Here is a 21,861-nt window from a genome sequence, read left to right on the forward strand (position 1 = left end):
TTATTTACCGTCCTCAAAAAGACCACTTATTGATTCGTAAGTGTTAATTCTATTTATAGCTTCAGCTAATAAAGGAGCTATTGAGATTTGTTTGATTTTTTGAATTTTCTTTTCTTCAGGTAATTTTATTGTATCTGTAATAACTACTTCTTTTACGCAAGAATTTTCTAAATTTTCGCAAGCATTTCCACTTAAAACACCGTGAGTTGCAGCAATTGAAACTTCTTTTGCACCGTGTTCTTTTAGATAATTTGCTGCATTGCAAATAGTTCCAGCTGTATCAATAATATCATCAACTAAAATACAATGTTTACCTTCAAAATCTCCAATTACATTCATAACTTCTGAAACATTTGGTCTTGGTCGTCTTTTTTCAATTATTGCTATTGTTAATTTCAAATAATCTGCAAAGCTTCTAGCTCTAGTTACTCCTCCTAAATCAGGACTTACTACTACATATTCATCTGGATTGTCAAAGGCTTTTTCTTTAAAATAAGATGACAATAATCTAATAGCAGTAAAGTGATCAAGAGGTATATCAAAATATCCTTGAATTTGACCAGCATGAAGATCCATTGTTATAACTCTATCAGCCCCAGATACAGTTATAAGATTTGCCACAAGTTTAGCACTAATTGGTTCTCTTCCTCTAGTTTTTCTATCTTGTCTTGCATATCCATAATAAGGAACTACTACATTTACATAACCTGCAGATGCTCTTTTACACGCATCTGTCATAATTAATAATTCCATAAGATTATCATTAGTTGGATAAGATGTTGGTTGAATAATATATACGTCTTTACCTCTTACAGCTTCGTTAATTTTTACATTAATTTCACTATCTGCAAATTTTTTAACTTCAACTTCTCCCAATTTAATGCCCAATGATTTTGCAACAGCTTCCGCCAAATCAGGATTAGAGTTTCCTGCAAATACTACTAAATCGCCTCTTTTGATATGTGATGAACTTGAACATTCACTCATTTTTAATTTTGCTCCTTTAACTTTTCCAAATCTCTTTTTTTCTTTTTTTCAACGTAACCAGATATATTTTTTTGTTCTGCTCTTTCTATTGAAAGCTCTCCTTGGTCAACATCTTTTGTTATTGTTGAGCCTGCAGCAATATATCCCTCTTTTTTCACATGAACAGGTGCTACAATATTAGAATTTGATCCTATAAATGCTCCATCTTCAATAATTGACCTATGCTTAAATTTACCATCATAATTTACAAAAATAACTCCACAGCCAATATTTATATCTTTACCTAAATCACAATCTCCAATATAAGCAAGGTGTCCTGCTTTTGTATTATCGTTAACATTAGAATTTTTAACTTCCACAAAATTTCCAATATGGACATTTTTGCCAAGTTTAGCCTTAGGTCTTAAATGTGAAAACGGACCAATATCTGTTCCTTGATCAACAAAAGATTTTTCTATTACAGAATTGTCAATTTTAACCTTATCTTTTATTATTGAATCTTCAATTCTAGATGAGCCTTCAATAATACACTCTTCGCCAATTTCTGTATTTCCTAAAATTTTACATGGACCAGATATTACAGTATCTTTTCCAATTTTTACGCCCATTTCAATATCTACTATACTAGGATTATCAATAATTACACCATTTAACATGTGATAATCATTAATTCTTTGTCTTAAAAGTTTTGTAGCATTTGCTAGCTCTTTTTTATTATTTATTCCATAAAATTGATCAGGATTGTCAGCCATATAAGCTTCTACTTTTTTTCCTTCATTATTTAAAATTTCTATACAATCTGTTAAATAATATTCATTGGACTTGTTGTCAGTATTAATCTTTTTTAAAGAATTTTTTAGATCAATCCCTTTTAAAGCATAGATACCAACGTTGATTTCATTTACTTCTTTTTCTTTTTCGCTTGCATCTTTTTCTTCTACAATTTTTTGGAATTTATTATTTTCTCGTATTATTCTTCCATATCCTTTTGGATTGTCAACTTTTGTTGACATAACAGTTAGACTATTATTATTTTCTTTATGAAAATCAATAAAATCTTCAAGAGATTTTTTTGTAATTAGTGGAATATCTCCATTTAAAATAAGGCAATCATCATCGTCATTTATTAAATCAATAGCCATACTTACAGCATAAGCTGTTCCGTAAGGGAATTCTTTTCCAATCTTTTGTTCTTTTATTTCAATATTTGGAAATTTTTCTTTTAATAAATCCTTATTTTTTCCACCAATTATTATAGTATTTGAATTTTCAAATGAGCAAGCATCAACTATGTAAGTTATAAGCTCTCTATTTAAAATTTTAGTCATAACTTTTGAGGTATTAGATTTCATTCTAGTACCTTCTCCAGCAGCAAGTATTATATTTTTTAACATCTAATCTCCTTATTCTGGTGCAACTTCCAAAGCAAGTGTCATCATTTGTGTATAAGCACTTTGTCTATTTTCTGCACTATCAGATTCGTTAGATACTAAGGAATCACTAATTGTAAAAACTCCTAAGGCTCTTTTTCCATATTTTCTTGCTACAGTAAAAAGACCATAAGATTCCATCTCTACACATAAAACTCCATATTTTTGTAAATTTTCAAAAACTTTTGGATCCATTTCACTATAAAATTGGTCTGATGAATGAACTTGACCACAGTGAGTTGTGTATCCTAATTCTTGACTTTTTTTGTATGCTTCAAGTAATAAATCAAAATCAGGTGTTGGAGAATAATGAATATTTCCAAATAAATTATCGTTAATTGATGATTCGCTACAAGCACTTGTTGCAAGAACAATATCGTGTAATTTTATATTTTCTTGCATACTTCCAGCACTTCCAATTCTAATTATTGTATCGACATCATAAAAATTAAATAATTCATTAAAATAAATCATGGATGAAGGAATTCCCATTCCACTTCCCATTACTGAAACTCTTTTTCCTTTATAATAACCAGTATATCCGTACATTCCTCTTGTATTTGTAAATTCTTTTGCATCTTCAAGAAAATTTTCTGCTATATATTTAGCTCTTAAAGGATCTCCTGGCATCAAAACTGTATTTGCTATTTCATCTTTACTTTTTGCTGAAATATGTGGTGTTGGTATTGTCATAATTACTCCTTATTTTTATATTTATAGTAATATAATATCACTTTTTAAAATATTTTTAAAATAAAAAGGGCTGTTGCAAAATTATAAATAAATAATTCTGCAACAGTCCCTTACAAATTAATTATATTTTTCTATATATTTTTTAGCTATCTCTTCTTTAGTAAATCCTAATTCTTTTTGCACATCTTTAAAATTACCTGATATTCCAAATCTATCAATAGAAATATTTATTCCCTTATCTCCTGTGAATTCACTCCATCCAAATGAACTTGCCATTTCAATTGAAACCCTATTTTTAACATTTGCTGGAAGAATTTTTTCCTTATAAGCTTGGTCTTGTTTTCTAAATAATTCCATTGATGGCATTGATACAACTCTCACATCAATGTTAGATTTTTTCAATTCATCTCTTGTTTGTAAAGCTAATTCTACTTCACTACCTGTTGCAATTAAAATTCCATCTGGAACTTCTTTATCAGAATCTTTAATTATATAAGCTCCATTTGAAATATCATCAATATTTTGTGTAGCTTCAAGATTACTTACGTTTTGACGTGTTAAAGCTATAACTACTGGAGAATTTTTGCTTTCAAGAGCGATTTTCCAAGAAAGTCTAACTTCATTTGCATCTGCTGGTCTTAGCATTATTACATTTGGTATTGTTCTAATCATGGCTAATTGTTCTATTGGTTGATGGGTTGGTCCATCTTCTCCAACAGCAACAGAATCATGAGTGAAAACATAAGTTACAGGAATTTGTGAAAGAGCTGAAATTCTTAAACCTGCTTTTAAATAATCTGAAAATACAAAAAATGTAGAAACGTGATGGAAAGTTCCGCCGTGTGCTACAATGGCATTTGCTATTACACTCATGGCAAATTCTCTAACGCCATACCAAACATTTCTTCCCTCAGGATTTGTATCTGAAAATCTTTCAGCATTTTTTATATTTGTTTTATTAGATGAAAATAAATCTGCGCTTCCACCCCAGAAATTTTTTGTAACTTTTGCTAAATCTTGGATAATTTCTCCACTAGATGCTCTTGTTGCAAGACTATCATCAGATGGAGAATATTTTTTAATTTCTTCCATCCAATTTTCTGGTAATTTTCTTTCAAAACCATTGATGTATTCTTTATAGTCTTTTGGATATTTTTCCTTATATTCTTCTAAAAGTTCTTCCCATTTTTCGTATGATTTTTTACCATTTTCTATAATATTTTCTTTGAATGTATCATAAACATCTTCTGAAATTTCAAAATCTTCATATTCCCAATTGTAGAATTTTTTTGCTTCTATAAAATCGTCATTTCCTATTGGTGCACCATGGACTTTATTTGTTCCTTGATTTTTTGAACCATAACCTATAACTGTTTTTACTTCTATAAAAGTTGGACCATTTTTATTTTCTTTTGCTTTATTAATTGCATCATAAATTTCTTCGAGGTTATTTCCATCTAAAACTTTTATATAATTCCAATTTTGAGCCTTAACTCTTTGTTCAATATTTTCTGAAAAAGATGTATTTAAATTTCCATCCAAACAAATATCATTTGAATCATGAAGAATTATTAATTTATTTAAATTTAAATGACCTGCTAAAGACATTGATTCATATGAAATTCCTTCCATCAAATCTCCATCTCCACATATTGCATAAGTATAATGATCAACTATATTAAATCCATCTTTGTTATACATTGCAGCCAAGTGTTTTTCTGCTATTGCAAATCCAACTGCATTTGCAATTCCTTGGCCCAAAGGACCAGTTGTTACTTCAACACCATCTGTATGTTTTCTTTCTGGATGGCCTGGAGTTTTTGAGCCAATTTGTCTGAAATTTTTCAAATCATCAATACTCAAATCATAGCCTGATAAATGTAATAGAGAGTAAAGCATAGCTGAACCATGGCCAGCTGACAAAACAAATCTATCTCTGTTGTGCCAATTGCTTTTTTTAGGATTAACATTCATTATTTTATTCCACAAAACATAAGCCATAGGACTTGCTCCCATTGGAAGACCTGGATGGCCACTATTTGCTTTTTCAATTTGTGCTATTGATAAACATCTTATTGCATTTACAGCTTTTAAATCTTTTTTATCAAACATTAATTATTCTCCTCAATTTCTTTGATTTTATTTACTCTTTTAAGATGACGTCCGCCTTCAAATTCTGTTGTAGCAAAAATCTCAACAATCATTTTTGCAACTTCTGAGCCAATTACTCTTGAACCTATGCACAAAACATTACTATTATTGTGCGCTCTAGACATTTTTGCAGAATATGTCTCAGACACGCAAGCTGCTCTTATGCCTTTAAATTTATTGGCAGCAAGGCTCATTCCTATTCCTGTACCACAAATTAAAACAGCAAAATCTGCTTCTTTGTTTAAAACTTTTTCGCATGCAATTTTTGCAAAATCTGAATAATCACAAGATTCTTTTGTAAATGTTCCAACTTTTTCAACTTCGTGTCCAAGCTCTAAAAGTTTTTCTTCTACGCTATCAACTAGATCAATACCACCATGATCATTTCCTATTATATATTTCATTAAAAACCTCTCTAACTATTTGCTTATAAATAAAGATTATCATTTTATGACTTTACTGTCAATTTAGTAAAAGTTGTTAGAAATATCAAATTAATGGTCTTTGTATAAATTTTATGGTATAATAGTTAGGCAAAAAATATAAAAACAAAGGAGCATCAATGTTCGAATTTAATATAAATGATTATAAATATAAAAATATACATATGATAGGAATTGGTGGAATTTCCATGAGTGGTATTGCTATTTTATTAAATAATAATGGTTATAAGGTTACAGGATCTGACATTTCAATTTCTGAAACAAGCAAACATTTAGATAAAAATGGAATTAAATATACAATTGGACAAAAAAAAGAAAATATTAAAAATCCAGATTTAGTTATATATACAGATGCAATCGCCGAAAATAATGAAGAATTAGTTGCAGCTAGAAAACTTGATATTCCTGTAGTAAGTCGTGGAGTTTTCTTGGGTGGTTTGATGAAAAATTACAAAAATTCTATTGCTGTTTCTGGTTCTCATGGAAAAAGTACAACAACAAGTATGATTTCAAAAATTCTTATGAATTCTACAAAAAATCCTACTATTTTATTGGGTGGAGATCTTGATGAAATTGAAGGAAATGTTCATGTTGGCGATAAGGATATATTAGTTACAGAAGCTTGTGAATATAAAGGAAATATAAGATATTATTACCCTTCAATTGGAATAATTTTAAATATTGACGAAGATCATCTTGATTATTATAAAGACATAAATGACATAGTTGAAACTTTCAAATTTTACTTGAGAAATCAAAGTAAGGATTCAAAAACAATTTTGAATTTAAATGAAGAAAATAATAAATTAGTTATAGACGCAGTTCAAGGAGAATTGATTACCTATGGACAAGATAATCCTGATGCTGATTATAATGCTACTAATATAAGTTTTGATGAAAGTGGTAAGCCTAGATTTGATTTGATAATGAAAAATGGAGATGTTGAACATTTTGAGTTAGCAATTCTTGGAAGACATAATATAAATAATGCTTGTGCATCAATTATTGCTACTTTAGAAAGTGGTGTTGACATAAAAACGATCAAAAAAAATATTCAATCTTACACTGGTCTTGAAAGAAGAATGCAATTAATGGGAAATGTTAATGATTGCAATATTATTTTAGATTATGGTCACCATCCTTCAGAGATTCAAGTTAATTTAAACGCCTTGGCTGAACACACAAAAGGAAGGCTTATTTGTGTATGGCAACCTCATACCTACACTAGGACTAAGAGATTGTTTAATGAATTTGTTAAATGTTTTGATGAAGCTGATGAAGTTATAATTACTGATATTTTTGCAGCACGTGAACCATTTGATCCAAGTATTTCTAGTAAAGATGTAGTTGATGCTCTAATTAAAACTGGAAAAAGCGCAAAATATATTCCTACGTTTGAAAAGGTAAAAGAATACTTATTGTCTGATATTAAAAAAGATGATCAAGTTATAGTTACAGGTAGCGGAGATTCAGATCGTTTGGCTAGAATGATAGCAGGTGTTAGTGAATAAAAAAATAAAAAAGCAAGTTTTAGAAAATTCTTAATTAAAAGATTTCTTTAACTTGCTTTTTTTTAAGATTTTTATTTTTAATATAAGTATAATAATATCTACTATTAGACCTATTTCCCCCATCTATTAATAGACTTTTGTCCTTTGTTTTTACTAAAACTGCATTTCCTTGACCTACGTCTATATAAGTAATTTCTAATTCATCTAAATTTGTATATGTATTTTCTTTTTTGTTAACAAGCAAAAAAATTAAAATTGCTGACAGGAATATAATTAATAAGTTTTTAAAATTTATTTTCACTAATCTATTCCGACAGATATGGCAATTGCCGCATCAATTTTTAACATTACCGATTTATCAAAAGAACCTAATTTATCTCTTAGCCTTCTTTTATCTATTGTTCTCAATTGTTCAAGAAGAGCCACGCTATTTTTTGGCAAACCAAATTTATTTGCACTTAAAGAAACATGGGTTGGCAATTTTGATTTTTTTAATTGACTTGTAACAGGAACTACTATAATTGTTGGAGAATATTTATTTCCCATATCATTTTGCACAACAATTACAGGTCTTACTCCACCCTGTTCGCTACCTACAACAGGAGAAAGATCTGCATAAAATAAATCTCCTCTTTTAACTTTCATTATTTTCTCCTATAAATTTAGAATTGCATTTATAAATCCTAGGAACTCTTTTTGAAATTGAAGTCATTAATTCATAAGGGATTGTATTAATTTTTTTTGCCTCTTTGTAAATATCTGGATAAAGAGTAATATAATCTCCTATTTTACAATCAATATCACTTACATCAATCATCATTTGATCCATACAAACTCTTCCAACAACTTTTGCTAGTTTTCCATTTACTAAAACTTCTCCTATATTTGAAAATGCTCTTTTAAATCCATCTGCATAACCTATTGCTACTGTAGCAACTTTCATATCTTTACTAGCAGTAAAGGTTCTGCCATAAGAAATGCTTGTCCCTTTTTTTACATTTTTTACAAAAGAAATTTGTGCTTTAAATTCAAAAACTTGTTCTAATTTAATTTTTGAAATTTCTTTTATATAATCAGATGGATAAACGCCATACAAAGAAATCCCTACCCTCAACAAGTCTGATTTAAAATCATATTCCATTGATGCAGCAGAATTTGCAATATGAACTAATTTCAAATCAAAATCATCTTTGATTTTGTCTATTATATATGTGAATTTTTTATATTGTTCATTTGTGTATGTTAAATCTTTCTCATCAGCTGTTGCAAAATGAGAAAAAGCTCCTATAAAATTTAAATTTTTAAGCTCTTTTAATTTTTTTATTTTTTCTATTTCAAAATCTCTAAAACCAATTCTTGTATGTCCTGTATCAAGCCCAATATGACAATTTATTTTAGAATTTAATTTACTATTTATTTCTTTAGCATAATCTAAATCATAAATTACTACATCAATATCTAATTTGCCACATTCATTATATTTATCTATAGGCAAATATCCTAATATCAAAATAGGAATTTTAATTCCATTATCTCTTAAATATTTTGCCTCTTTAAATTGAGCTACAGCTATGTAATCTATGTGATTTTTTATGTAATTTGCAACTTCTAAAGAACCTAGCCCATAAGCATCAGCCTTTAAAACTGCACAAAATTTTGAATTTTGAGATTTTTCTTTTATTGATTTGATATTATTTAATATTTTGTCTAAATCAACTAATAAATAATTTTCTTCCATCATTAACACCTCATTAATTTATAGGTCTTTGGTAAATTTTTTATAATATCACTAGCAATTAGTGAATCTTGGGAATTTTCTAAAGAATAAATATCTCCAGCAAGCCCATGAATATAAACAGATAAAACCGCAGCATCATACGGTTTCATAATAGCTAAATTTGAAAGTAAAATTCCTGTCAAAACATCTCCACTACCAGCTGTCGCCATTCCATTATTTCCAGATTCATTTATGTAAATATTTACGCCATCTGTAACAATTGTATTTTTTCCTTTCAAAACCAAAACAATATTATGTTTTTTTGCAAATTCAAAAGAAGCTTTTTCCCTATTGTTTTTTATATAATCTAAAGGCAAATTTGAAATTCTAGAAAATTCCATTTCGTGTGGAGTTAAAACAATATTTTCTTTCTTATCTATTATTTCAATATTTTCTTTCAAAGCATTTAGTCCATCTGCATCAATTAATAGATTTTTATCAAAATTTTGAATAATTTTTTCTATTAATTTATAAAGATTATTTCCCTTGCCCATACCAGGACCAATTCCTATTGCATCTTTATTTTTTATTAGTGATAAAATTTTATTGCTTATTTTTTCTGAGTAATAAAAACAATCACAATCTACCTCATTTATTATACTTTCTGTAGATTTTATTTGTAAAATATCAGAAATGGATGAAGGACAAATAATATAAGAAAGACCACATCCCGAACGTAAAGATGCACAAGATGACAAATAAACAGAACCAGCCATTCCTTTTTGTCCACCAATTATTGCAACTTTTCCAAAATCTCCCTTGTGTCCATCTTTTGGTCTATCTTTTAATAATTTTTTTACAGATTTATTTATTTTAATAAAATTTTCTTTCTTGAAACAAATTGCAATAGCATAATTTCCGTCATGGCTTATACTCAAATTTAATTGTGCTTCATTTTTATCAATAAAAACAATCGGTTTATTACCTTTATGTTTGATTTCTATTTTTTTTCTTAATATGTAGGCTAAATTAAAGCCACAAGCCTTAATAATAGCTTCTTTTGCTGCAAAAATTCCAGCAAAAGTTTTTAATGAATTTTTATTTTTTTTAGAATAATGAATTTCATTATCAGTAAATATTTTACTCTCAAAATCTTTTTTTTCTAATTTTTCTTTAAATTTTTCAATATTTACTATATCAATTCCTATCATTTTCTATTCCTCAATTTTTGAAATGATTTTTCTGCATTTTTAATTATTTCTTTCTCATTTAAATAAACAAATTTTTTATCATCATACACAAGATCACCATTAATTATTACATAAGAAACATCTTTATCAAAAGTTGAATAAGGCAAGGATGAAATCAAATTATTTTGTGGTGTATGGTTAGGATTATTTAAATCAATTAAAATAATATCTGCAAGTTTGCCTTCTTCCAAAGTTCCAATTTTATCATCAAGTCCCAATGCCTTCGCCCCATTTATTGTAGCCATTTTTAAAACATCATAAGCTTTTAAATTTTGAGGATTATTATATTTTGACACAAGTGATGTCAAAGAAATTTCTTTTATCATTGATAAATTATTATTGCTTGCAGATGAATCTGTACCCATAGCTAAATTTATTTTCTTATTAATCACTCTTGTACAATCTAAAAAACCTGATGATAGTTTCAAATTACTTGAAGGATTGTGAACTACGCTAACATCATATTTTGATAAAATATCTAAATCCTTATCTGATAAATAAAGACCGTGTGCTGCTATTGTTCTATTTTCAAAAATTCCGCATTCTTCAAAAACTTCAGTAGGACTTTGCCCAAATCTTTTTATACATTCATCATTTTCAATTTTTGTTTCAGATAAATGAATATGAATTGGCATCTTATATTTTTTTGCGTATTTATTTATTTCTTTTAGATAATTTTTATCTGTTGTATAAACTGCGTGAGGCCCAAAAGCTATATTTATTCTTCCATCTTGAGAATTTTCATATTTTTTAAAAAGTTCAATATTTTCTTCAATTTTTTTATAATTTTTATCTTCAAGGGTAAGTCCTCTTGAAATTTGCGCTCTCATTTTTGATTTTTCTAAGGCTTTTATTGTTTGGTCTTCAAAATAATACATGTCTGCAAAACTTGTTGTTCCTGTCATAATCATTTCAGCATGTGATAGAAGAGATGCCCAATAAACATCTTCTTCAATTAGTTTATCTTCCAAAGGCCAAATTTTTTCATTAAGCCAAGTCATTAGTTCAACATCATCACTAAAATTTCTAAACAAACTCATTCCAACATGAGTGTGAGCATTTACAAAACCAGGCATCGCAAGATAATTTTTGCCATCTATTTTTTTATCATAAGAAAAATCAATTTTATCATTTGTAATCTTTTTTATTTTTTCATTTTCTATATAAATATTTCCATTTTTTATTAATTCCCCATCTGCCATTGTGAGGATTTTTACATTTTCTATAAGTATATTCATAATAAATAAGAGTAGCTTAAAAAGCTTACTCTTATAATTCTCCTATTCTTTCTTTTAATAAGGTATTTATTTGTTGTGGATTAGCCTTTCCTTTAGTTTTTTTCATACATTGACCAACTAAAAATCCAAAAGCTCTATCTTTACCATTTTTTATATCTTCAATTGATTGAGAATTTTCGCTTAAAACTTCTTTAACTACATCTTCTAAGAAATTTTCATCATTAATTTGAAGAAGATTTCTATCTTTAGCAAGTTTTTCTGGATCTTCATTTGATTCGAAAATTTCTCTTAAAAGTTTTTTACCAACATTATTGTTAATTTTATTAGACAAAACTAAATTTATTAATTTAGAGAAATTTTCTACAGATAAATCCATTTGATCTGCTTCAATTTCACTTTCATTTAGCCTTCTTGAAAGCTCACTTAATATCCAGTTTGAAACTTCCTTAGGATTTTTTACCAAAGCATTTGTTTTTTCAAATAAATTTGCAAGATTTCTATCGTTTGACAAAAGTCCAGCATCATATTCTGAAAGTTTATATTCTTTCATATATCTTTTTGCTTTTGCTTCAGGCAATTCTGGTAAATTTTCTTTTATTTCATTAATAAATTCTTTGCTAAGCTCAATTCTTGGTATATCTGCTTCTATAGAAAATCTATAATCATTAGCAGTTTCTTTAGTTCTCATAGAAATTGTTGTTTGAGAATCGTCATCCCATCTTCTAGTTTCTTTTACAGATTTTTTTCCTTCTTCAAGCATTTTTTTATGTCTATCAGTTTCAAATAAAAGAGCATCTTCGATTGCTTTTATTGAATTTAGATTTTTAATCTCAGATATTGCAGTTTTTTCTCCATTATCAAGATTTTCTAAATTTATATTTACGTCACAACGCATTTGACCTTCTGCCATTATACAATCTGAAACTTCCAAAAATCTCAAAGTTTGAGATAATTTTTCTACAAATTCTCTAGCTTGCTTAGCAGATTTTAAATCTGGTTCTGTAACAATTTCAATTAGAGGAAGCCCTGCCCTATTATAATCCATTAGGGTATTATTACTTTCATCGTGATTAGATTTTGCAGTATCTTCTTCCATGTGAATTGAATTTAGTCTAATTTCATCTCCATCACTTAAAATAATATGTCCACCAACAGCATAAGGCTCGTCTTGTTGGGTTATTTGGTATCCCTTTACAAGGTCTGGATAAAAATATTTTTTTCTATCCATTTTCATTGATTCTCTTATTTCACAATCTAAGGCAAGACCTGCTTTTATAGCATATCTTACAGCTTCTTTATTTATTAAAGGTAATGTTCCTGGGTGTCCTAAGCAAATTGGACAAGTGTTTGTGTTTGGAACAGCTCCAAATTCATTTTTACAGGAACAAAACATTTTGGTTTTTGTAGATAATTCAACGTGAATTTCTAATCCTATAATAGTTCTAGTTTTCATTTATTTTCCTTTCGAAAGTTTCGCAAGCATTTATTATATCTTTATCTTTAAATCTATCTCCAATAATTTGAATACTTCCAGATATTCCATCTCTTACTGGGATAGAAATTCCACAAGAACCTGTTAGATTTACACAAACATTAAATATATCTGAAGAAAAATCTTTTAGTGGATTATCTGTATAAACTCCTAATTTTGAAGGTAAATCTACAGTTGTTGGAGTAATAAATAAATCATAATTTTCAAAAATATTCTTAAACTCTTCTATGATCAATGTTCTTAATTTTAAACCTTGTTTATAAATTTTTTGATCATCTTCACTTGATAAATACATAGTTCCAAGTGCAATTCTTCTTTGAACATTTTCTCCAAAACCCTCAGACCTATTTTTTATAAATAATTCTTCAACATTTTTATACTCATCAGTTTGGTGTCCATATCTAATTCCATCAAATCTTGAAAGATTGCTTGATACTTCAGAGCTCATTACAACATTATAAACTTCGTTTGCATATTTAGAATATTTTAAATCTATAGGACAAATCTCTGAACCCAATTCTTTTAAAATATTTATTGCATAATTGTAATCATCTTCTACTTCTTTATCTAAATTATAAATGTTAGCTTCATTTTTTATGACTGCAATTTTTTTACCAGAAAAATCAAAATTTTCTTTTTTAAAATTATAAAAATCTAGGCAAGAAGTCATATCTAACTTATCTGGAGATTGACTTGCATTAGCAATTATTCTCAAATCTTCTACATTTTTTGCAAATAATGAAACTTGATCTAAGCTATTTGCCATAGAAACAACACCATACCTACTCATAAGTGAATATGTAGGTTTATAACCTATAATACTACAATAACTTGCAGGTTGTCTTACTGACCCACCTGTATCAGTTCCAAGAGAAACTAAAACATCTCCTTTTGCAACACTAACTGCAGAGCCTGATGAAGAACCACCAGGGATTAAACTTTCATCTAAAGGATTTTTTATTGGGCCAAAATATGAAGTTTCTCCAGAGCCTCCCATTGCAAACTCATCCATATTTGTTTTTGCAATAATAATAGCATCTTCTTTTAATAGATTTTCTACAACAGTTGCATTATAAACTGGCTCAAAATCTTCTAACATTTTTGATGCACAAGTCAGTTTCATATTTTTATACGAAATATTATCTTTTACACTTACAGGAATTCCAAATAAAGCTCCAATTTTTTCGCCTTTATTTAATTTTTCATCTAAATTTTTTGCCCTATCCAAACTATCTTGTTCATTAAAAGAAATATAAGCATTTAAATTATCATTTTTAATTTTTTCTAATACATTTTTTGTATTTTCATAGACTGAAATTTCTTTATTTATAAATTTATCTATAGTATTTTTAATATCCATAATAGCTCCTTATAATTTCCAATTCAATCTAAAATAACCATATTCTGTATCCTTTGCATTTTTAAGAGCATCTTGTCTATCTAAAGATTTTCCTTCAATATCTTCTCTTAATACAGCCTTATGATTATCTAACATTTCAGTCATTTTTACATCTTCACAATCCACATCAAAAATATGGTCAATAAAATCTAAAATTTTATTATATTTATCAGAAATTATATCAATATCTTGATTTGATAAATCAAGATTTGCTAATTTATAAATTCTTATAACTTCATTTTTGTCCATTTATTCCTCCTCTAATTTTTTTAAAAATTCAAATAATTCTTGATTTTCTAAAATTTTTACACCCAATTTTTCTGCTTTTTCTTTTTTACTTCCTGGTTTTTCTCCACACAAAACCAAATCTGTATTTTTTGATACTGAAGAAGTAACATCTCCATTGTTTTCTATAATTAAATTTTTAATATCATTTCTTTTGTAATTTTCTATTGTACCAGTTATAACAATTTTCATTCCATCTAGTGAATTAGATTTTTCGCTAGTGTCAATTGCTTTAATTTTAATCCCCTTAGATAATAAAATATCTAATGATTTTTTGATATTAGAGTCGTTGAAAAAATCAACTATGTCCTCTGCTGTTTTTTCTCCAATATCTTCAATCTCTATCAAATCATCTTGCTTAGTTTCTCTAAGTTTATCAAAACTTTTATATTTTTCTGCCAAATCTCTTGCAGTTTTTATACCTACATTTGGAATTCCAATTGCATGGATAAAATGATTTAATTCACAAGATTTGCTATTTTCAATGGCATTTAATAAATTATTGGTCTTTTTTTCTTTAAAAGATTCCAAATTAATCAAATCATCATAAGAAAGGTCGTAAAGATCGTAAATCTCCTTAATACCTAATTTATTGATAAACAATTCAATGGTTTTTTCAGACAACCCTTCTATATCCATTGCATCTCTTGATGCAAAATGTACCATTCTAGCTTTTAATTGAGGAGTACATGAAATTGAATTTGGACAATAGATATGAACATTGCCCTCAATTAATTCACTGTGACAATAAGGACATTTATCAGGTTTTTCTATTTCTTTTGTGTTTTCTTGATTTTCATCAACAACTCCCAAAATTTCAGGAATTACATCATTTGATCTTCTAATAAAAACTTTTGAACCAATTTTTACTTTTTTTCTTAAAATATCATCGTAATTATTAAGGGTAGCTCTTTGAACAGTCACTCCAGAAAAGTCAACTGGTTCAAGGATTGCTAACGGTGTAACTTTTCCTGATCGGCCTACATTCCACACAACATCTAATAAAGTTGTTGTGTATTCCTCTGGATCATATTTATAAGCGATAGACCATCTTGGAAATTTATTAGTATATCCTAAAACTTCTTGAGTTTTTACATCATTAACCTTAATTACAACACCATCTGTCAAAACATCAATATGATGTCTTTCTTCTTTTATAAAATCAATTTCTTTTACAATATCGTCAAATTTTTTTATTACTTTTTTATAAGGATAAACTGGAAGTTTTTGTTCTTTTAAAAATTCTAATTTTTCTTCTTCAGTTTTAAAATCAAGATTATTTGTTGAAATTTGATAAAAATAAGCCTTTAAATTTCTTTTTTTGGTTTGACTTGTATCAAGATTTCTTATTGCACCTGCCGCAGCATTTCTTGCATTTTTTAATGGTATTTCATTTTCTTCATTGTATTTTTTAAGACTAGACAAGGGCATTACAGCTTCCCCTTGAATTTCTAATAATGATTTTTCTTTTATTTTTGTTGGTATGGTTGGAATAGTTAAAACTTGTTTAGTTACATCTTCCCCAGAAATTCCATCACCTCTTGTAGCTGCAGTTTTTAATAAACCATCTTCATAAGTTAAATTAATAGTTAAACCGTCGAATTTATATTCTGTAATAAATTCTAATTCTTCTAATTTATCTTCATGTGTTTTATTATATTGGTCTCTTAATTTTTTAGTTCTTATAATCCAATCTTTTAATTGAGTATAATTTTGCGATTTATCTTGGGAATATAGTCTTGTAATATGAAAATGCTTTTCAAACTTATCTAAAATTGCTCCACCAACTCTTTGGGTTGGAGAAAATTCATTTACATAGCCTGTCTTTTTTTCTAGATTTAAAAGCTCATCATACAACTTGTCATATTCTCCATCTGAAACTGTGGGATTATCTAAGGTATAGTAATGATAATTTAATTCATTTATTTTATCAATTAACTCATCTATTTTAATTTTATCTATATTATCCATTTTAAATCCTCTTAATTGGAGCATAGTCTTGGTTTAGCTTTTTTAATCCTTTTTTATCAAAAGCTACAACAAGCTCATTGCCATCATCTGATTTTTTCACTTGAACTATCATTCCCTCGCCCCATTTGGTGTGAATAATTTTATCTCCAATTTGAAAATCTTCTTTTGATGATTCTTTTACAGTATTTTTCTTTAGAACACTCTCTCTTGCCTTATCTCTCATATAAGCTTCATTGCTTTTCATTTTTACATAAGGAGAGTAGGCAGGAGTTTTATCTTGGTCAATTTTTTTAATTGAAGATTCTACTTCATTTAAAAATCTTGAAGGCTTATAATATACAGGCTGACCAAATTGTCTTCTAATTTCTGCGCTTGAAAGATATAATTTTTCCATTGCCCTTGTTATTGCAACATAGCAAATTCTTCTTTCTTCTTCAATATTTCCCTCGTCAATACTTCTTTTTGATGGGAATAATCCCTCATCCATTCCAACAACAAAACAAACCTTAAATTCAAGTCCTTTGGCTGAGTGAATTGTCATAAGTGAAATTGAGTCATCCTTATCCTCAGTTTTATCAAGATCTGATAAAAGCGATAAATTTTCTAAATAATCGTGAATATTATCTTCTGGATTATTTGACTGATATTCTGCGGCTGAGGAAATAAATTCATTTAAATTATCAATCCTTGACCTATTTTCTACAGAATAAGATTCTTCCAAAGCCCTTATGTATCCACTTTTATCAAGTATTTCTTCTATCAATTCCACAATGTCATAATCTTTATAATTGTCAAAAATTTCCGCTAATGGATTATAAAATTTTTCACAAGAACTTTTTAATTTTGAAGGAAGATTTGAAAACAAAGAAGGATCACAAACAAGCTCTGTCAAAGAAAATCCTAATTTATTTGCTTCTTTTTCTAATTTTTCTACAGTTTTATCGCCTATTCCTTTTTTTGGTTCATTTATTATTCTTTTTAAACTAATATCATCTTTTGGATTTACTAAAATTTTAAGGTAAGAGATAAGATCTTTTATTTCTTTTCTATCATAGAATTTAAGCCCGCCAACAACCTTATAATCAAGTAGATTTTTCATAAGATATTCTTCAAAAATCCTTGATTGAGCATTCATCCTATATAAAATTGCCATATCTTTAAGCCTATAGCCATCATTTAGTAAAGAATTAATCTCATCTATAACAAATTTTCCCTCTTCGGATTCTACAGAAGATTTTTTATATAAAACTTCTGAGCCATCATTTTTTGATGTCCAAAGATTTTTTTCTTTTCTTTCGCTATTATTTTTGATTAGTTTATTTGCAACATTAATAATATTAGAAGTTGACCTATAATTTTCTTCAAGTTTTATAGTCTTTGCATCTTTAAAATCTTTTTCAAAGTCCAAAATATTATTAATATCAGCTCCCCTAAAACTATAAATTGATTGGTCTGCATCTCCAACAACTCTAACGTTATTGTGACCTTTCCCAATAAATTTAATAAGCTCATATTGGCTTTTGTTAGTATCTTGGTATTCATCTACAAAAAGATATTCAAATTTATCCTGATAGTATTTCAAAGTATTTGAATCTTCTGCAAATAATTCCAAAGTTTTTAAAATCAAATCATCAAAATCTAAAGAATTGTATTCAAATTTTTTCTTTTCATAATTTTTATAAATATTATAATATTCTTCTTGCTTTGCATAAAAAGTATTAATATTTAAAAATTCTTTTGGACTAATTGATTTATTTTTACAATAGCTTATAAGGTTTAAAGCCTCTTTTGGGCTAATATCATCTTTATAATTTAAATCATTAATAATTTCTTTGACCAAGGTTTTTTGATCATTTGTATCGTATATAGTGAAATTATTATCATATCCTATTTTATTTATATTCATCCTAAGTATTCTTGCACAAATAGAATGAAAAGTACCAATCCATAAGTGAGAAACATCTTCATCTAACAGATCTGATATTCTTTCTTTCATTTCATTGGCAGCCTTATTTGTAAAAGTTATAGCTAAAATATTAACTGGATTTACATTTTTTTCTTTTATTAGATAAGCAATGCTTGTGGTTAATACTCTAGTTTTTCCACTTCCAGCTCCTGCAACAACAAGCAAAGGACCTTTGTCGTGCAAAACTGCCTCTTTTTGTTTATCATTTAAATTAGATAAGTCCATTTTTCACATCCTTTCATCCTAATAATTATACCACAAGAAACAAAGTAATCTAAAGCTTAAAATTTATCAAAAAAATAAATCAATCAAAAAAAAAATAATTTTAAAATAAAAAAAACGAATCTATCAAATTGATAAATTCGTCTTAATTTCTAAATTTTTTTAATTTATTTTTTATTTTTTTCTTCTTTTAAATTATTTTCAATTAATTTTTCCAAAACTAAATCATATCCATCAGTTCCATAATGAAGTGATCTATTTACTCTAGAAATTGTTGCTGTTGATGCTCCAGTTTGTTCTTCTATTTCACTATAGGTTTTTCTGATTTTTAATAATTTTGCAACTTGTAGTCTTTGAGAAATTGATTGAAGTTCTCTTGCTGTGCAAGCATCTTCAAAAAAATCGTAACATTCATCTCTATTTTTTAACATTAAAATAGCATCAAAAAATTCATCTAATTCTTTACTTTGTAATTTTGAATCTGTCATATTTATCTCCTAAAATAATCCCATGATATTACCATCATCATCAATATCTATATCGTATGCTGCTGGTCTTTTTGGAAGACCTGGCATTGTTAAAATATTTTGAGTTAGGGCTACTATAAAGCCTGCACCTTGATTTAATCTAATATCATTTATAGTAATCTCATATTCGCTATCTGGATTTAAATTTGTTGGATCATCTGATAAGGAATATTGAGTTTTAGCAATACATATTGGTAATTTATCAGAATTTAAATTGTTAATTCTTTTAATTTCATTTAAGGCTTTTTTTGAATATTTTACTCCACTAGCTCTATAAATTTCTTTTGCTATGATTTTAATTTTTTCTTCAATTGGTAATTTTTCATCATATAAAACTTTAAAATCATTTTCTTCCTTACTTTTTTCTATGATATAATCACAAATTTCAAGACAACCTTCTGAGCCTTTGTGGTAAACATCACATTCAAATGCTTTAAGCGATAAGTTTTCTACGAGATTTTTTAGAGTTTCTAATTCTTTATTTGTATCTTGATCAAATTTATTTATAGCGACAACTATATTTTTAGAAAATTTCTTTAGATTTTCAAGATGAATTCTTAAATTTTCAAATCCTTTTTTTAGACTTTCAATATTTTCTTCATCAATTTTTTTCAAATCTTGTCCACCATGATATTTTATAGCTCTTATTGTAGCTACAACAACTGTCATATTTGGTTTTAGTCCAGCTTGTCTACATTTAATATCATAGAATTTTTCAGCTCCAAGGTCTGCACCAAATCCTGCCTCTGTTACAGCGAAATCTGCCAAAGATAATGCAGTTTTTGTTGCAATAATTGAATTACAACCATGAGCTATATTTGCAAATGGTCCACCATGAATAATTGCTGGTGTGTTTTCTAAAGTTTGACATAAATTTGGTTTTAATGCATCTTTCATTAATACACAAACAGGACCTGTTGCTTTTATATCGTCAACAGTTACAGCATTGCCATCTGTGTCATAAGCTACTATCATTTTTGCAACTTTTTTCTTAAAATCGTAAAGATCATTGCTTAGACAAAATACTGCCATCATTTCTGTTGCAACAGTAATATCAAACCCATCTTGTCTTGTAACTCCATCAGTTTTTTTGCCCAAACCTACAACAACTTCTCTAAGAGCTCTGTCGTTTAAGTCAACGCATCTTTTCCATAAAATATTATTAAGATCAATATTTTTTTCATTTCCTTGGTAGATATGATTGTCAATCATAGCAGCTACTAAATTAACTGCACTTGTTATTGCATGAAAATCTCCTGTAAAATGAAGATTTATATCTTCCATAGGAATAACTTGAGAATATCCTGCTCCACAAGCTCCTCCTTTAATTCCAAAAGAAGGTCCCAAAGATGGTTCTCTAAGCACTGAAATAGATTTTTTGCCCAATTTATTTAGTCCCATAGATAAGGCAACATTCATAGTAGTTTTTCCCTCACCAAAAGGCGTTGGAGAAATTGCTGTTACTAAAACAAGTTTTGAATCTTTTTTTTCATCAAAGCATGGATTAATTTTGGCTTTGTATTTGCCGTATTTTTCATAATCACTAATTTCAAGATAATTTGCTATTTCTTCAATATCTTTTATCTTTGCTTCTCTAGCAATCTCAATATCTTTTTTCATTTAAACTCCTATAATTATAATTACAATACGTTTTGCTTTTCATGTATATTATATCAACTTATTACATTCAGTGCAATAGTTGATTAAAGCGAATTAAAATTTATTTATTTAACTTTTGTTACTCTCTATAATCTTAATGAATGTATTTGCCAAATTTTCATTTCTAGCAAGAAGTGGTCCGTGTAAATAAGATGCAAAAGTATTTTTATATCTAAATCCTTCTGTTAAATCCTCACCATTGTTCCCATTGCCTGACACAACACTTGCAAAAGCTTTGTTTTTATCATTTAAAATAGTTATTCCACCGTGGTTTTCGAAACCATGATAAATTTCTCCATTTTGTAAATCTTTAATTTCAATATTTCCAACAAACCTATTTCCATTTTCTTGATTTTTTGTATAATAATCAAATATTTTTAAGCCTTCAATTTTATTATTGTAAGCATCAAAATAGTATTGTCCCATTAATTGATACCCACCACAAATTGCCAAAAATAAGCCATTATTTTCAATATATTTTATTAAATTTTCTTTTTTACTTTCCAAATCTTTTTCTACAATTGATTGCTCATAATCTTGTCCACCACCAAAAAAAACAAAATCATATTTTCTATAATCAAATTCATCTTTTAAACTTACTACTTCAATATTTACTTCGTGACCTTTTTTTTGAGCAAAATATTTTAAAGCCATAATATTTCCTACATCACCATAAGTATTTAATAAATTTCCATATAGATGACAAATATTTATAATCATTTAAGTTTTAGTACCTCCCTAAGTCTTAGCATAGCTGTATAAGTAGAAAGTATATAAATTTTTTCTGTTGGTTCATTTTTTATATTATCAAAAATTTCATTTTCATAGTCTATTTCTGTGATTTCTCCACCATAAATTTCAGCTATTTCAAGTCTTCTTTTCATATCAATTTTTCTAGTTCCTGAAACTTTTATGCTTTT

Annotated in this window: 20 protein-coding genes; 1 reads left to right on the plus strand and 19 read right to left on the minus strand. The window is 27.7% G+C overall.

The window, feature by feature from the left end:
• The 5 genes from HMPREF0078_RS04000 to rpiB form a co-directional block, all read right to left on the minus strand.
• On the minus strand, positions 1–987 hold the full coding sequence (locus tag HMPREF0078_RS04000) for a ribose-phosphate diphosphokinase (RefSeq protein WP_004838834.1): 987 nt from the start codon (positions 985–987) through the stop codon (positions 1–3).
• Between the two features lie 2 nt (positions 988–989).
• The gene (gene glmU / locus HMPREF0078_RS04005) at positions 990–2,381 is read right to left on the minus strand and encodes a bifunctional UDP-N-acetylglucosamine diphosphorylase/glucosamine-1-phosphate N-acetyltransferase GlmU (RefSeq protein ID WP_004838835.1); all 1,392 of its coding nucleotides are present in this window, start codon (positions 2,379–2,381) and stop codon (positions 990–992) included.
• A 9-nt stretch (positions 2,382–2,390) separates the two neighbouring features.
• Complete coding sequence (gene deoD / locus HMPREF0078_RS04010) at positions 2,391–3,110, minus strand: purine-nucleoside phosphorylase (RefSeq protein ID WP_004838836.1); 720 nt, start codon at positions 3,108–3,110, stop codon at positions 2,391–2,393.
• Between the two features lie 117 nt (positions 3,111–3,227).
• Positions 3,228–5,222, minus strand: coding sequence for a transketolase (gene tkt / locus HMPREF0078_RS04015; protein WP_004838837.1), 1,995 nt, complete (start codon positions 5,220–5,222; stop codon positions 3,228–3,230).
• On the minus strand, positions 5,222–5,665 hold the full coding sequence (gene rpiB, locus HMPREF0078_RS04020; protein WP_004838838.1) for a ribose 5-phosphate isomerase B: 444 nt from the start codon (positions 5,663–5,665) through the stop codon (positions 5,222–5,224). The genes tkt and rpiB overlap by 1 nt, the downstream gene beginning before the upstream one ends.
• A 158-nt stretch (positions 5,666–5,823) precedes the next feature.
• Between rpiB and murC the strand changes: the two genes are divergently transcribed.
• The gene (gene murC / locus HMPREF0078_RS04025; RefSeq protein WP_004838839.1) at positions 5,824–7,215 is read left to right on the plus strand and encodes a UDP-N-acetylmuramate--L-alanine ligase; all 1,392 of its coding nucleotides are present in this window, start codon (positions 5,824–5,826) and stop codon (positions 7,213–7,215) included.
• A 34-nt stretch (positions 7,216–7,249) separates the two neighbouring features.
• Here murC and HMPREF0078_RS04030 read toward each other — a convergent pair whose 3' ends face one another.
• The 14 genes from HMPREF0078_RS04030 to HMPREF0078_RS09285 all read right to left on the minus strand — a co-directional run.
• Positions 7,250–7,459, minus strand: coding sequence for an MBL fold metallo-hydrolase (locus HMPREF0078_RS04030; RefSeq protein ID WP_232618462.1), 210 nt, complete (start codon positions 7,457–7,459; stop codon positions 7,250–7,252).
• Positions 7,460–7,515: 56 nt separating this feature from the next.
• The gene (locus HMPREF0078_RS04035) at positions 7,516–7,860 is read right to left on the minus strand and encodes a type II toxin-antitoxin system PemK/MazF family toxin (protein ID WP_004838841.1); all 345 of its coding nucleotides are present in this window, start codon (positions 7,858–7,860) and stop codon (positions 7,516–7,518) included.
• Complete coding sequence (gene alr / locus HMPREF0078_RS04040) at positions 7,850–8,953, minus strand: alanine racemase (protein WP_039920726.1); 1,104 nt, start codon at positions 8,951–8,953, stop codon at positions 7,850–7,852. The genes HMPREF0078_RS04035 and alr overlap by 11 nt, the downstream gene beginning before the upstream one ends.
• A gap of 2 nt (positions 8,954–8,955) precedes the next feature.
• Positions 8,956–10,143: an NAD(P)H-hydrate dehydratase gene (locus HMPREF0078_RS04045; RefSeq protein WP_004838843.1), complete on the minus strand. Its 1,188-nt coding sequence runs from the start codon at positions 10,141–10,143 to the stop codon at positions 8,956–8,958.
• Positions 10,140–11,420 carry an amidohydrolase gene (locus HMPREF0078_RS04050; protein ID WP_004838844.1) on the minus strand — a complete coding sequence of 427 codons (1,281 nt, stop codon included), beginning with the start codon at positions 11,418–11,420 and terminating at the stop codon, positions 10,140–10,142. Before HMPREF0078_RS04050 ends, HMPREF0078_RS04045 begins: the two co-directional genes overlap by 4 nt.
• Before the next feature lie 31 nt (positions 11,421–11,451).
• Positions 11,452–12,873, minus strand: a complete 1,422-nt coding sequence (gene gatB, locus HMPREF0078_RS04055; protein WP_004838845.1) for an Asp-tRNA(Asn)/Glu-tRNA(Gln) amidotransferase subunit GatB — start codon at positions 12,871–12,873, stop codon at positions 11,452–11,454.
• Entirely contained in the window at positions 12,863–14,272 is a 1,410-nt protein-coding gene (gene gatA, locus HMPREF0078_RS04060; RefSeq protein ID WP_004838848.1) for an Asp-tRNA(Asn)/Glu-tRNA(Gln) amidotransferase subunit GatA, read from the minus strand. Before gatA ends, gatB begins: the two co-directional genes overlap by 11 nt.
• Before the next feature lie 9 nt (positions 14,273–14,281).
• Positions 14,282–14,560: an Asp-tRNA(Asn)/Glu-tRNA(Gln) amidotransferase subunit GatC gene (gatC, locus tag HMPREF0078_RS04065; protein WP_004838849.1), complete on the minus strand. Its 279-nt coding sequence runs from the start codon at positions 14,558–14,560 to the stop codon at positions 14,282–14,284.
• Positions 14,561–16,567, minus strand: coding sequence for an NAD-dependent DNA ligase LigA (gene ligA / locus HMPREF0078_RS04070; protein ID WP_004838852.1), 2,007 nt, complete (start codon positions 16,565–16,567; stop codon positions 14,561–14,563).
• Between the two features lies 1 nt (position 16,568).
• Entirely contained in the window at positions 16,569–18,758 is a 2,190-nt protein-coding gene (locus HMPREF0078_RS04075) for an ATP-dependent helicase (protein WP_004838853.1), read from the minus strand.
• Positions 18,759–18,922: 164 nt separating this feature from the next.
• A complete protein-coding gene (locus HMPREF0078_RS04080; RefSeq protein WP_004838856.1) occupies positions 18,923–19,243 on the minus strand; it encodes a YerC/YecD family TrpR-related protein in 321 nt (106 codons plus the stop codon).
• A 9-nt stretch (positions 19,244–19,252) separates the two neighbouring features.
• Entirely contained in the window at positions 19,253–20,902 is a 1,650-nt protein-coding gene (locus HMPREF0078_RS04085) for a formate--tetrahydrofolate ligase (RefSeq protein ID WP_004838859.1), read from the minus strand.
• A gap of 108 nt (positions 20,903–21,010) precedes the next feature.
• Positions 21,011–21,661 carry a type 1 glutamine amidotransferase gene (locus HMPREF0078_RS04090; RefSeq protein WP_004838860.1) on the minus strand — a complete coding sequence of 217 codons (651 nt, stop codon included), beginning with the start codon at positions 21,659–21,661 and terminating at the stop codon, positions 21,011–21,013.
• Positions 21,658–21,861: MurT ligase domain-containing protein (locus tag HMPREF0078_RS09285; RefSeq protein ID WP_004838862.1), on the minus strand; the 204-nt coding region annotated here is incomplete at its 5' end. The genes HMPREF0078_RS04090 and HMPREF0078_RS09285, both read right to left, overlap by 4 nt.

The sequence above is a fragment of the Anaerococcus vaginalis ATCC 51170 genome, assembly GCF_000163295.1.
In the GTDB taxonomy this organism is placed as follows: Bacteria; Bacillota; Clostridia; order Tissierellales; family Peptoniphilaceae; genus Anaerococcus; species Anaerococcus vaginalis.

Excerpts from the sequence above, each read along its gene's own strand:
- HMPREF0078_RS04000 (WP_004838834.1), bottom strand. The coding sequence starts at position 987 with ATGAGTGAATGTTCAAGTTCATCACATATCAAAAGAGGCGATTTAGTA.
- glmU (WP_004838835.1), bottom strand. The coding sequence starts at position 2,381 with ATGTTAAAAAATATAATACTTGCTGCTGGAGAAGGTACTAGAATGAAA.
- deoD (WP_004838836.1), bottom strand. The coding sequence starts at position 3,110 with ATGACAATACCAACACCACATATTTCAGCAAAAAGTAAAGATGAAATA.
- tkt (WP_004838837.1), bottom strand. The coding sequence starts at position 5,222 with ATGTTTGATAAAAAAGATTTAAAAGCTGTAAATGCAATAAGATGTTTA.
- rpiB (WP_004838838.1), bottom strand. The coding sequence starts at position 5,665 with ATGAAATATATAATAGGAAATGATCATGGTGGTATTGATCTAGTTGAT.
- murC (WP_004838839.1), top strand. The coding sequence starts at position 5,824 with ATGTTCGAATTTAATATAAATGATTATAAATATAAAAATATACATATG.
- HMPREF0078_RS04035 (WP_004838841.1), bottom strand. The coding sequence starts at position 7,860 with ATGAAAGTTAAAAGAGGAGATTTATTTTATGCAGATCTTTCTCCTGTT.
- alr (WP_039920726.1), bottom strand. The coding sequence starts at position 8,953 with ATGGAAGAAAATTATTTATTAGTTGATTTAGACAAAATATTAAATAAT.
- HMPREF0078_RS04045 (WP_004838843.1), bottom strand. The coding sequence starts at position 10,143 with ATGATAGGAATTGATATAGTAAATATTGAAAAATTTAAAGAAAAATTA.
- HMPREF0078_RS04050 (WP_004838844.1), bottom strand. The coding sequence starts at position 11,420 with ATGAATATACTTATAGAAAATGTAAAAATCCTCACAATGGCAGATGGG.
- gatB (WP_004838845.1), bottom strand. The coding sequence starts at position 12,873 with ATGAAAACTAGAACTATTATAGGATTAGAAATTCACGTTGAATTATCT.
- gatA (WP_004838848.1), bottom strand. The coding sequence starts at position 14,272 with ATGGATATTAAAAATACTATAGATAAATTTATAAATAAAGAAATTTCA.
- gatC (WP_004838849.1), bottom strand. The coding sequence starts at position 14,560 with ATGGACAAAAATGAAGTTATAAGAATTTATAAATTAGCAAATCTTGAT.
- ligA (WP_004838852.1), bottom strand. The coding sequence starts at position 16,567 with ATGGATAATATAGATAAAATTAAAATAGATGAGTTAATTGATAAAATA.
- HMPREF0078_RS04075 (WP_004838853.1), bottom strand. The coding sequence starts at position 18,758 with ATGGACTTATCTAATTTAAATGATAAACAAAAAGAGGCAGTTTTGCAC.
- HMPREF0078_RS04080 (WP_004838856.1), bottom strand. The coding sequence starts at position 19,243 with ATGACAGATTCAAAATTACAAAGTAAAGAATTAGATGAATTTTTTGAT.
- HMPREF0078_RS04085 (WP_004838859.1), bottom strand. The coding sequence starts at position 20,902 with ATGAAAAAAGATATTGAGATTGCTAGAGAAGCAAAGATAAAAGATATT.
- HMPREF0078_RS04090 (WP_004838860.1), bottom strand. The coding sequence starts at position 21,661 with ATGATTATAAATATTTGTCATCTATATGGAAATTTATTAAATACTTAT.